Source organism: Brevundimonas aurifodinae (assembly GCF_040195595.1).
Classification (GTDB): Bacteria; Pseudomonadota; Alphaproteobacteria; order Caulobacterales; family Caulobacteraceae; genus Brevundimonas; species Brevundimonas aurifodinae.
The window spans coordinates 149,936-162,253 of record NZ_JBEGDD010000003.1 but is presented as its reverse complement, the minus strand read 5'-3'; the positions used below and the strand labels follow the sequence as shown (position 1 = coordinate 162,253).

Genomic DNA, 12,318 nt, shown 5'->3' with positions numbered 1-12,318 from the left:
AGAGCCCGTTTCGTTGGGGTATTGACGCACCGATCCTTTTAGCGGCTAACTGATTGTCGACAATAAGGGCGAAAAGCTCAAGTCTGGGAGGACGAAAAGGCATGCGTGAGTTTCGCGCGAGATCTCAGCGGGTCCGATCGTGAGGCCGTGGTTGATCGGCGTGGCGTCCGTCGTTGTCGGGCTCGTTGTCGGTGCGGTTTCCGCGCTGGTTCTCTTGGGCAATGGGCAACTGCTCGGGCGTCAGCAGCACGCGGGCGGTTGGTTCGGAAACGCCAACGCGGGCTCCACGGCAGCGGACCCCTACACGCGCGCCATCATCGCCAGGATCGGGCTGATGGCCCTCAACCGGTCAGAGACCATCTATTTTCACAACTACACCGACGACCGTGGCGATCGGTTGAGCCAAGACTGCGTTTATGAGCTCAGCGGAGGAGACCTGCCGGCGCGTTGGTGGGGCGTGACGATCTACGCCGGCGACGACTTCCTGCCGGTGAACGGTGATGACGCCCAGTCGGTGGACAAGACCCGCATGGTTCGCGACGCGGATGGCCGTTGGACCGCGCGCGTCGCGGCCACGAGGGCCGACGCGTCCAACTGGATCTCGTCGAAGAACGCCGGAACGTTCAGCCTCGGCATCCGGATGTATAATCCGGACCCGGGCGCTCGCGACGATCCCGCGACCATTCCCTTCCCCGTCTTGAAGCGGCTGTCCTGCGCGGGAGATCAGGCATGAAGCGCACGATTTGGCCTTGGGTCGGGCTCGCCGTGGGCGCGGCCGTCGTGGCTCATCTCGGCGTCGTGTTCGCCGCGCCCTATGTCCTGATGAACGCGTCGATGAAGCGGATCGGGCAGGACGGCGAGCGGGAGAATGTCTGGGTTCACCCGCCCCGCACCACGGAGGCTTCGCGCACGGTTGTGAGGCCGTCGCCCGACCTGGCCTATTCCGCCTGCGTCTACGACTTGAGCGACGGCCCGGTTCGCGTCACGGCCGCCCCTTGGGGCGATTACATGTCGGTCTCGGTGTTCGCGGCCAACAGTGACAACATCTTCGTGGTCAACGACCGACAGGCCCCGCAGGGCGTCGATCTGGTGCTGGTCAAGGCGGGCTCTGAAGCCCCCGCAGGCGCAGGCACGGTCGTCATGTCGCCGAGCACGCGAGGCATCGTTCTTCAGCGCCGCCTTGCGCCAACGGCCGAGAGCTGGGCGAGCGCCGCGCGAGCGCGGCGTGGCGACGTCTGTCAATCCATTTCAGCCGGCGCAGACCGGTCAACCTAGAAGACAAACCGGGGAGGGTTTGATGCGTCTCAACAGCCTTTATTGCGGAGCGGCGTTGGCCGCCCTCCTGTCAACACCCGCTTTGGCGCAAACGCCACCCCGGAGCGCGGGCGATCAGGCAAGCACAGTGGAAGACGTCATCGTCACTTCGAGGCGGCGCGAGGAACAGATCCAGGAAGTCCCCGCCTCGGTGTCCGCGCTCTCGGGCCGCCAGCTCGAAGAACTCAACATCAGCACCCAGGGCGGCCTGTCCTACATCTTGCCCGGCGTCGCCTATGTGGATACGGGCAACATCAACGCGGAAAGCAATATTCGAGGCGCCGGGTCGGGCACGTCACGCACGGCGGGCGTGGATGCGCCCATCGCCTACCTCAAGGACGGTGCGTCGATCACGGGCGGCAACATCGGAGGTCGTGGCTATGTCCGGTCCGACCTGTTCGACTTGGAACGGCTTGAGGTCACCCGCGGCCCGCAAGGTTCGCTCTACGGCGTGAACGCCGTCGGCGGCGTGTTGCAGGCGATCAGCAAGCGGCCCGAAGCGGAGTTCGGCTTCTCGGGGCGTATCGGCTACACGTTCGAAACAGAACGGAATGATTTCGAGGCCATCGTCAACCTGCCGCTTTCCGAGACGCTGGCGTTTCGCCTGGGAGGCCAGTTCGCCGAGAAGCACGACGGCTTCTTTCGCAACGCCTTCGACGGCAGTTTCGGCGATGTTGAAGAGTATCAAGGCGGGCGGGCGTCACTGCTGTGGACTCCGACACCAGACGTCACCGTTTTCTCCGCGTTGGACTTGTCGGACGAGACCTCGGCCTCGAACGGCGTCCGCAACCTGAACATTCGCAACGACCCTCTGGCGACGGCGCTTCCCGCCGACACCGATGGGCCGTTCGTGTACGCGTCAAACTTCAACACGCCTGTCGAGCGCAGCGTCATCAATTTCGTGACGGTCATCGACTACGACAGTGATCTTGGCCGCTTCACCTCAACGTCGCTGTATCGGGAACGCGACGCCGTCTTTCCTCAAGACGCGGATGGCACGGCTCCCGGCTACTATCTGACCCCAACGCCTGCGGCGACTTGCGCGACCCGCTCTTGCACCAACGTCAACGCGGATCTGACCGAGCTGATCAGCCAGGAGCTCCGTCTCGACGGAGAGCTCCGCCCCGGCCTGGATTTCTTGATCGGCGGCAATATCGCGCGTCGTGAAACCGAGTTCACCATCGTTCAGGACGGCCGCGTGATCTCGGCGACCAACAGCGCCCCCAGTCCGACCGCCAACATCAGCCAAGCGTCGCGAGAGGAAGAGACCCAGACGGGTCTGTTCGCCTCGCTGACCTGGGCCGCCACCGACCGCCTGTCTCTGGATTTCGCAGCTCGGTACAATTACTCGGACAAGACGCTGGACGCCTATCAGGTGCCTCGTGTGTCCGGCACGACGTTGTGCGCGTATACCGATCCCTTGTCGGTCGATCCGCTGGTCACGCCCCAGTGCGTACGGCAGCGGGCGGTGTTGCAGGAATCCTTTTCCAACGCGGCCCCCACGTTTTCAGCGCGCTATGATCTGACGCCGGATTGGCGCGTTTTCGCCAGCTATGCCCTGGGCTATCGGGCAGGGGGCTTCAACTCGAACACCGTGCTGGACCCCGCCATTCCGGCGGCGTTCGAGCCAGAGCAGACCAAGGCCTTTGAGGCCGGGACCAAGTTCGAGACGCTCGGTGCCCTGTTCAGCTTGACCGGCTTCTTCAATGAGTTCGACGACCTGCTTGTCACCGTGGATAGCCTCGGTCCCGACAACGTCACCCGCAATTACCGTTTCAACGCCGGCGCTGCCGAGTCTTATGGAGTGGATTTCGAAGTCAACGGCCGCGTCGATGTGAACGGCAATGGGGGATCGCTCGGCTACACGGCGGCGGTGAACTATCTGAAGGGCGAGATCACCGGTGGGCGCTTCGATGGTGCCCGCATAGAGGGGTCCCCGGAATGGACCTATACCTTCACCGGCATCTATTCTCAGGACCTCGTCGACGACTGGCGGTTCGGCGCAAACGCCTCCTACCGGGCCCAACGCGGCGGGTTCACCGGCACCGTGGGCCTGACCAATCGTGTCGAGCTCGCGGATCTTGATCTGGTTGGAGCGTCGTTGTGGCTGTCGCGCGGTCCGGTCCGGCTCGAACTGGTGGCGTCCAATCTGCTGGACGAGACCTATGAGTCGATCCGGAACCCCACCACCTCCACCTATGGCGATCCCCGCACCGTGAGGTTGGGCCTCGTCTACCGGTTCGGCAGTGAAGCCCGATGAACCTTAGGTGCTGACATATCCCTGATCCCTTCGAGAGGCCACCGCCATGCACATTCATGATGACGCTTGCGCCTGCGGGCCATCGCGCCGTCGGCTCCTGGGGGCAGGGGCTATTCTGACGGCCGGTCTGGCGGCCGGAAGCGCCTCGGCCAAGACGCAAACCCAGGCGAACCCTCAGGCCGCCGCGCAGGCGATTGGCGGGGTCCAAAAGAGGGGCCCCTGGATTGACGCCCATGTGCACCTCCAAGCCCTCGATTGGTTCAGGGGGAATGTGTTCGAGCGGCGGATGCGAACCCGGCGCAACCGGTCGACCCCTCGGCCCCAAGCGGCAGGGCTGGGGGCGCGCTCGATCGATGAAGCCGCCGCGTCGGGTCCGCGTCGCGCCTATGGGCCCGATCTGGAAGGTCAGACTCAACGGCTGCTGGACCAAATGAACGAGGCCGGGATCGCTACCTCTGTTCTGTTCGCTATGGACTATGACTATACTGGCGAGAAGTTGCGCGTGCCCCACTACGAGCAGCTCATCGCGCTGGCGGGGGTGCGAGATCGTCACCCGGGTCGCTTCGTTCTGTTCGCCGCCATCGACCCGCGGCGGGGCCCAGCCGGCCTCGACCTTCTTCGCCGGGCCCACAATGAGCTCGGCATCGTCGGCATGGGGGAGTTCGCCCCGCATTTCTTCGGCTTCGCGCCCAATGATCGGGAGCGTTGCTATCCCATCTACGAACTTTGTTCGGAGCTCGATCTGCCGATTGCGCCGAACTGTTCGATCGTCGCCAGCCACGTCTCACGCTGGTGCGATCCGATCTACTTCGAAGACGTCGCCTACGATTTCCCCAATCTGAACATCTGCCTGACGAGCTCCGGCATCCCGCTGTGGAGCGAGAGCGCGCTGGCCTTGGCGCAGTCCAAGCAGAACGTCTGGATCGACGTCGCGGACTGGCAGGCGCCGGTGACCTCTGACCCGGTCGGCAATGTGCTCCAGTTCGTTCGACGGGCGCTCGATACCGAGGCGCGCCACAAGATCCTGTTCGGCTCGGACTATCCCGTCTTCGCCCGCGCCGTGAGCGAGAAAAGCTGGGTCGAGGTCTTCACGGTTCAGGCGCGCCAGCGCGGGATCCTCTTCTCGGATGAGGATCTGCATCTGCTGTTCTCCGATAATGTCCAGGAGTTCCTGGACCGCGACCTGCCTATGCCGCCGGGCTTCGGCTGAGCCATGACGCTGAACCTTGATCGACGGACCTTCGCCCTTGCCGGCGGGCTGGTCTTGACGGCCGGTCCCAGCTTCGCCGGTGCGGAGGAGGGCTTCGCCGTGCAAGCGACGCCGAGTGTCCCACTCGGGGACAGTCTGTTCAGCGACCTCGTGCGTTACTCCGCCTACGGTCCCAAGCGCACGGGAACCCCAGCGGATCACGGCGTGTCCCGTTGGCTGGCCGAGGAGGCGCGGGCGGCTGGAGCCGCCGTCGAGGTCGTGCCCTTCACGGTGCGACAATTTCTGCTGGACCGGGCCGTTCTGATCGCAGACGGACACGCTCTGGAGGCGCTGCCCTACTGGTTTCCAAAGGCGACGCCGGGATTGCTTCGCCGACGCTTGGTAGCGGATCCGGGGCAGGCTCGCGATGCCATCCTGCTTGCGCAGGCGCCTGAGGGACTCGCCGGCCTTCGCGCATTGCCGGGCTTGGTTCAGAGCGCCGCCCAGGCAGGCGCAGCAGGGCTGGTGATCGTGTCCAGCACGCCATCAGGCGAGTACTTCGGCCATGGACAGGGCGAGGCCTGCGCCACACCAACCCTGCTGGTCGGATCCAAGGATCTCTCCGCCCTCCAGGCCGCCGTCGCAAGCGGTCAACCCATTGACATGGAGATTGCGGGCGAGGTTAGAAATGACGCTGAGGGCTTCAATGTTGTGGCGCGGGTCGGCACGGCGGGTCCGGTCGTCGGCGTATCGACTCCCACAAGCGCATGGACGACCTCGGCCGGAGAGCGGGGCCCTGGCGTGGCCCTTTGGTTGATGCTGCTGCGCCGCGCCGCCGCGAGGCCCGGTCGTTGGACCTTCGTGGCGTCTTCGGGCCATGAACTTCGTGCCGCTGGTGGCCGCGCCTTCGCCGAAAGCGGTGCGGGTCCCAAGCCTGAAGACACCGCCCTTTGGGTGCATCTGGGTGCCTCGATCGCCACACGACGCTTCGAGCGCGACGCCTTGGGTCGATTCAGCCCGACCGATCAACCTGGGCGGGGCGCTCGCCTTCTCACCAATCAGACGGCCTGGTTGGCACCCCTCACAACGGCGTTTGGCGAGCGAACGCCGTTCACGCCCGTGCTCGCCACCGCAGCCACAGCGCGTGGCGAGCTCCAGCTCTATTTCGGAGAAGGTTACCGCGCCGTCGGCTTCGAAGGATCCCACGACTTTTTCCATGCGCCCGGGGATTTGCCGAATGTGACCTCGCCAGCGCTCCTGGAAGCGGTCGGACTCAGCCTGATCCAATTCATCGACGGAGTTGTCTGACCCGCGCAGGAACCGCCCCATTTCGGAAAGTGCCGCGAACCATGGCTTCATCTACCCGCCCTCTCACGCCGCACCGCCGAGACGTGCTTGCAGGCATGGCAGGCGCGGCGGCGACAGCGCCCCTAGCGTCGTGCGCCTCCGCGCGCTCACGCGAACACGGGCGGAGCCTCGCCGTCGTCCCGGGAGAATGGCGGACCTACGGCGGCGACAATCGGGCGAGCAAATATGCGCCGCTCGACCAGATTGACGCCACGAACGCGGCGCGTCTGGAGGTGGTCTGGATTTGGGAGTCCCCGGACGCCGAGATCATGGCCGCCAACCCCGGTCTGGCGCCTGGTGAGTTCCAGGCCACGCCTCTGATGGTGGGCGAGACCCTCTATCTCACAACGGCCTTCTCGCAGGTTGTCGCCGTAGACGCGGTGACGGGCGAGACGGTTTGGCGCTTCGACCCGGAGAGCTGGCGGGCGGGCCCTCCGACCGCCAAGGGATTTCTACATCGGGGCCTGGCCTGGTGGGATGACGGGGCCGGCGGTCGGCTGTTGGTCGCGACGGGCGACGCACGGCTGTTGGCGCTGGACGCCCGGACCGGCCAGCCGGTTTCGAGCTTCGGATCGAGCGGATCGGTCGACCTGAGCACGGACGGCCTGCAGCGGCCGGCGGATCGGCAGCCTCCCGATCTTTACAGCTGTACGTCGCCGCCGCTGATCTGCCGCGACGTCGTCGTCGTAGGATCCCAGATCCGCGACCGGGTCGGGTCGATCGCGCGGATGCCGCCTGGCGATGTTCGAGGTTACGACGTGCGCTCCGGGGCCCATCTCTGGACCTTCCATACGGTTCCCAAGGACGGGGAATTCGGGTCCGACACCTGGGAGGCCGGTTCCGCGGCGCGAACCGGCAACGCCAATGTCTGGGCGCCGATGAGCGCCGACGACGATCTCGGCCTGATCTACCTGCCCGGCAGTTGCCCCTCCAACAATGTGTTCGGCGGGGCCCGGCCCGGCGACAATCTTTTCGGCAACGCGCTGATCGCGCTCGACGCGCGCACCGGCCTGAGGCGCTGGCACTTCCAGACGGTACGACACGACATCTGGGATTATGATCTGCCCTGCGCGCCCAATTTGGTCGACATCACGGTCGCGGGCCGAGCCCGGCGGGCGGTCGCCCAGGTCACCAAACAGGGGTTCTGCTTTGTCCTCGACCGCGTCACCGGCGAACCGATCTGGCCGATTGAGGACCGTGACGTCCCGGCCAGTCCGCTTGCGGGCGAACGAACGGCCGCAACTCAACCCCATCCGACCCGGCCCGCGCCGTTCGAGAGCCAGGGCGCGTCGATCGAGGATCTGATCGACGTCTCACCCGAGATCCGCAGCGAGGCCGAGACGCTGCTGTCCTCTTACCGACACGGCCCGTTGTTCACCCCTTACGGATCGCAGCCGACGCTGATCCGACCGAGCTGGATCGGCGGCGCCAACTGGGGTGGGGCGGGGGTCGATCCCGAGTCCGGAGTGCTGTTCGTACCCTCACAGTCGACGGTCGCCGCCCTGGCGCTCGACGACGCCGGTCGGCCCGTGAGCGCCGGAGAGGAAACGAGCGAGATCGCCGGCTCGGCCCGGCGGGTGCAGGGACCGCGCGGCCTGCCTTTGTTCAAACCCCCCTACAGTCGCATCACGGCCATCGACCTGAATACAGGGGACCATTTGTGGATGCGTCCCAATGGCCCGGGTGCCACGGACAGTCCGGCGTTTCGTCCGTTCAACCTGGGTTGGATCGGGTCCCAGCAACGGGCCGCGCCGCTGGTCACGCGATCGCTGCTGTTCGTCGGGGAGGGGCCTCACGATCGCCGCTTCGGACAGAAGGTCCTGCGTGCCTATGACAAGGCGAACGGCGCGGTCCAGGCCGAGATCGCCGTGCCCGACCACCCGCTGGGCGCTCCTCTCACCTACATGGCCCGAGGTCGCCAGTTCGTGGTGTTCGCCGCCGGCTACCATACCACGCCGCATCGGCTCATCGCCCTCGCCGTGGGTCCTGCCCGATGAAGGAGACCGCCATGCCTCTGATCGTGTCAAGGCGTGCCATGCTGGCTGTCGGCGTCGCTGGCATGGCCATGGCTCCGAAAAGGAGCAAGGCCCAGACGCCGCCGCCATCACCGGGCAACGACGTCGCGATCAAACACTACATCATGATCGATCTGCTGCCCGGCACCGACATGAACGTGCTGGACCGCTGGTACATGCGCTTCCATGCCCCGGAAGTGCGGCGCATGTCGCGGGCTTGGCAGCGCAACTACCTCTCTTATCGCGCCTATTCCGTGCCGTCGGACGCGGATGTCTATCCGATTTGGCGCGGACGGCTGACGGAGATCCATTTCGATAGTCTGGATGATTTCCGCGAGAGCCGGGTCAACACCATGTACGGCTTCGACACCATGACGCCCCCGCCCGGCGGCTGGGGCGGAGCTGGCTGGCGGACCGAGACGGCGACCCTGCCGATCAACCCTCAACAGGTCTTTCTGGCAGGTCGCGCGCCCCCCAAGGAGACGCCCTATCTGCGCTGGATCGTCTTCGCCCGCGCCCCTGCCGGTGTCGAAAGTGCGGCCTTCGACCGCTGGCTCACCGAGACGCATGTGCCCGAACTCGCGCGTCTGCCGGATCTTCGTCGTTTCGTCGGTTACCGGTCGGTGGCGACCGATCCCGACTACCCCATCGTGATGGAGCTGTGGTTCGACGATTATCCCGCCTGGCAACAGGCCATGTTGACCGTCGCGCCGACCTGGACCGCGCCGCCTTGGGCGGTCCATCCGCCCTTCATGGACATGGTCTCGACCTTCATCGGCGAGAACCCCGACATCGATTTCATCAACGATCGCCGCGTGATCCCGTGAGGGTGCGCCCAGCATTTCATCAGGAGCGACCATGAGCCCTTCCCCCATGATGACCCGCCGCCTCGCGGTCGGCGGAATGATCGCTGGCGGCTTGGCCGCCGCTGCTTGCGCCTCGCCGACGACGGGTGGGGCGACCTTGCCGTCGAGCCAGGCCGCGACCACGCCCGAGGCCTTGACGGCTACGGAGGCCCTGACCGTCGGTCGCGCCGGCCAGATCTACGTTGTCCAGAATGGCCGCAAGCTTCTGGATCGCGGGTTCGGCACGGTGGGCAGCGCCACGGTCGCAGCGGACACGCTGGTCCCATGGGCCTCGGCGGTGAAGCCCACGACCTGCGCCGCCTTCATGAAGCTGGTCGAGGCTGGCCGGGTGGCTCTGACCGATCCGGTGGTGCGCCACATTCCCGAGTTCGGCGCCAACGGCAAGGAGAACGTCCTGGTCCTCCATCTGCTCAACCATTCGGCCCATCTCGGCGGATACGGCGGACCGACCAACCTGCCGTCGTTCCAAGAGACCATCGCCCGGATCGCGGCCGCTCCGCGCGAGCCAGCGCGTTCTCTGGGGACGACCGGCGAGGCCCCCGCACCGGGGACGATGCCTGCCTACAATCCGGCGGGCATCTGGATCCTCGGCGAGATACTCCAACGGATGCACGGCAGGCCGTTCGCCGAACTCATCCGCACGGAGATCTATGAGCCTTGCGGCATGGTCGACAGCTGGAACGGCATCCCTGCCGACCGCCTGGCGGCCTATGGAGCGCGCGCCAACGTGCTGGCCCAAGGCCCCCTGGCGTTGCGGGGCGGTGCGGGGGGGGCCGGTGGACGAGGGGCGGGCCGCGCCGGTCGTGGCGCAGCCGGCGTTGCCGGAGGCGCAGATCCGGCCCTCATCGCCGCTTTCCGAGAGCGAATGGCGGAACGCGGGCAAGTGGGCGCGGGAGCCGGAGGTGGTGCCGGAGCCGGCGCGGGACGACCGAGCGCAGGGCATTCGAATCCGGCGGGCGGAGGCATAGGTCCCAGTCACGATCTGGGGCGCTTTTACCAGATGATGCTGGCGGGCGGCGAGATTGGGGGCAATCGCATCCTTCAGCGCGAGACCGTCCGGGCGATGACCACCCTAACCCTCTCGGACGGGGGCATCTGGGCCTGGGGCCTGGGCTTCAATCTCAACACCAATGGCGCTGGCGCAGGCGTGCAAGGGGCGCAAAGGTTCGGGACCAAAGCCTCTCGCAACGCCTTCGGCCACGCCGGAGCGTCGGGCATCGCTGCCTTCGCCGACCCTGACCACCAACTGGTCGTCGTGGCCATCCCGTCCGGGCCCGTGTTGGATGCGATCTATACAGACCTTGGTATCGGCTAGCGGCGAAACGCCCAGCGGTCGGTTTCCGAGCTAGGGAGGGGGCGATGAGACGCCCGGCCTTGGGGCTGGACGTCTCATCGCCATGACCCGCTTAGACGCGACAAAGACCGATTGACGTTCCGGGGTTGGAGTCGGGCGCACTCGGGAAGGCGAGCTGGATGAAGCAGGCGTCGGACCAGTCATCGGCAAGGAGAAGACCGTCGACTGACGCCATGCGCACGATGATCGTATTCTCCTCAGGGAACACGTACAGACGTTCCTTGCCGGTGCCGGCGGCGAAATACATGCTTCGAGGCGCGCGGGGGTTGATGTTGTTAGTGCCGGGATAGGGCGCGCCGTCGGTTGGCATGCCAGGGTCTTGAAGGGGATTGTAGGTCCCGGTCGAATCGCGATTCAGCCACCACCCCACGCCATAGCCGGAATAGGCGTTGTTCGGCGCGGTGACGCAATCCGTCATGAGCGCTCCGTCCAGGATGCGTTTGCCGCCGTAGGCACCGTTCTGGATCGTCATCACGCCGAACTTCGCCCAGTCTTCGGGAAGCATCACGGCGCCACCTGCCATTTGCGGAGAGCCGATTACATCCCGGGTCCATTGATCGACCGGCACGTTCATCCCGATGCGCTTGAACACACGCTCGTTGATGTAGTTGACGGGGTCATCACCCGGTCGTCCAGGTATCAGGGCCGGCGCGATGTTATTCGGCGCTGCTATTTGAAACGCGTTTGCAAAAGCCTGAAACGAAAGCGGGTCGTAGAGAAAGTATGCGTCATTGGGCGGGTTCGCTGAGACATCTTCCTCTCGGGCCAGTTTGTATGTGTCCAGCGTTGCGACGACCGTCGGCCTGGCGTCGTATGCATCTGCTCCGGTCAGACCGGCGCGGAGCATGAGCAGGTCTCTCAGTCTGATCTCGGCTTTATGTTCAGGCTCGAACGGTGAACCCGGACGCCACTCTGTGATCCAGAGCCGCGCCAGCTGGTTGAACGCGTCCCCCGTCGGATTGCCGAACACCTGATCCATTCGGGCTGCCGTGGCGAAGGCACAGCTGAAGCTTTTCGTCCCGCTGGCGAGCTGAATGGGACCGCCTTCATAGGGGTTCGGATCGTTGGCCCCCGCATCGGCGCGGAAAATCGTGCGGCCGTTGCGCACGACGATCAGGACCTCGCCACCCCGCGCCTCGGAATACTCCGCCGCTGTGCGGAAATCACTCTGTTCTGGGTCGGTGCTGACCGCCCGCTTCTCTACAGTGACGGGCGCTTGGGCGATAACGGGGTCGGAGTAGGTAAAGCCGCCCCCTGACGACGGATACCGCGCCTGCACGGTGATCTCATAGCGTTCTGTCGCCTCAAAGCCGCCCCACTGGAAGACGCCCGTGCTTGGTAGGGCGACCGTCGTGGTGCGTGTCGCGGTGCTGCAGCCGGTCTTGCAGGTCGCGAGCAGGACGTATCGATCCGGATTGCCCCCGGATGGCTTCACCCAGCCGACATCGATCCTTCCGACGTCGTTAGCATCGGCGATGTTGTAGGCCGGTGTCGCGATCACGGTCGTCGGGTTGAGTTCGGCCGGTGCCGCAAGCGGTTTCTGGTCCGCGACTGCGGGCGCAGAGACGCGCCCGAATGCCGCCGAATCGTTCGTCATTTCCGCTGGGCCGCATCCGGACAGCGTCGCGGCGACCAGCGCCATACCAACACCGATTCTGTTCGGCTTGAACCTTGATCCTAACGGCATCTCGTTTTCCTCCGTTTTTTGTCGACGAAACCAGGTCGCCGTCGCACGCGCCGGCCGTTGACCTGGTGGCGTCCTGACAGCCCCGCCCACCGAGATTGGCACCGGTCATGGCCAAACGGAAATTGATTGTCGACAAAACAGAGAGCTCTGCACTGCAGCTGCTTCTTGTCGGCACCGCAATCCGCCCGTTGGCGGGCCCTGTATCCCTAAACCGCCGGAGTCGGATCACGGCGTTTTGATCCACCGACGTTCTGGTCGGCTGTCACGACCGCCCGTCCTAAGCGTG

At 65.5% G+C, this 12,318-nt stretch carries 9 protein-coding genes; 8 read left to right on the top strand and 1 reads right to left on the bottom strand.

What is annotated here, in order from left to right:
* Nucleotides 1-160 precede the first annotated feature (160 nt).
* The 8 genes from ABN401_RS04965 to ABN401_RS04930 all read left to right on the top strand — a co-directional run bounded on the left by ABN401_RS04965 (nt 161) and on the right by ABN401_RS04930 (nt 10,306).
* Nucleotides 161-733, top strand: coding sequence for a DUF1214 domain-containing protein (locus ABN401_RS04965; RefSeq protein WP_349683848.1), 573 nt, complete (start codon nt 161-163; stop codon nt 731-733).
* Nucleotides 730-1,275: a DUF1254 domain-containing protein gene (locus tag ABN401_RS04960; RefSeq protein ID WP_349683724.1), complete on the top strand. Its 546-nt coding sequence runs from the start codon at nt 730-732 to the stop codon at nt 1,273-1,275. The genes ABN401_RS04965 and ABN401_RS04960 overlap by 4 nt, the downstream gene beginning before the upstream one ends.
* Nucleotides 1,226-3,574: a TonB-dependent receptor gene (locus ABN401_RS04955; protein WP_349683723.1), complete on the top strand. Its 2,349-nt coding sequence runs from the start codon at nt 1,226-1,228 to the stop codon at nt 3,572-3,574. Before ABN401_RS04960 ends, ABN401_RS04955 begins: the two co-directional genes overlap by 50 nt.
* A gap of 46 nt (nt 3,575-3,620) precedes the next feature.
* Nucleotides 3,621-4,784 carry an amidohydrolase family protein gene (locus tag ABN401_RS04950; protein ID WP_349683722.1) on the top strand — a complete coding sequence of 388 codons (1,164 nt, stop codon included), beginning with the start codon at nt 3,621-3,623 and terminating at the stop codon, nt 4,782-4,784.
* 258 nt (nt 4,785-5,042) lie between these two features.
* Nucleotides 5,043-6,071, top strand: a complete 1,029-nt coding sequence (locus ABN401_RS04945; RefSeq protein ID WP_349683721.1) for a hypothetical protein — start codon at nt 5,043-5,045, stop codon at nt 6,069-6,071.
* 41 nt (nt 6,072-6,112) lie between these two features.
* On the top strand, nt 6,113-8,107 hold the full coding sequence (locus ABN401_RS16405; RefSeq protein ID WP_349683720.1) for an outer membrane protein assembly factor BamB family protein: 1,995 nt from the start codon (nt 6,113-6,115) through the stop codon (nt 8,105-8,107).
* Nucleotides 8,108-8,118: 11 nt separating this feature from the next.
* The gene (locus ABN401_RS04935) at nt 8,119-8,952 is read left to right on the top strand and encodes an EthD domain-containing protein (protein WP_349683719.1); all 834 of its coding nucleotides are present in this window, start codon (nt 8,119-8,121) and stop codon (nt 8,950-8,952) included.
* A gap of 31 nt (nt 8,953-8,983) precedes the next feature.
* Complete coding sequence (locus ABN401_RS04930; RefSeq protein WP_349683718.1) at nt 8,984-10,306, top strand: serine hydrolase domain-containing protein; 1,323 nt, start codon at nt 8,984-8,986, stop codon at nt 10,304-10,306.
* 91 nt (nt 10,307-10,397) lie between these two features.
* On the opposite strand, the gene ABN401_RS04925 is transcribed toward ABN401_RS04930, so the two are convergent.
* A complete protein-coding gene (locus ABN401_RS04925; RefSeq protein ID WP_349683717.1) occupies nt 10,398-11,987 on the bottom strand; it encodes a serine hydrolase in 1,590 nt (529 codons plus the stop codon).
* Between the last annotated feature and the right edge of the window lie 331 nt (nt 11,988-12,318).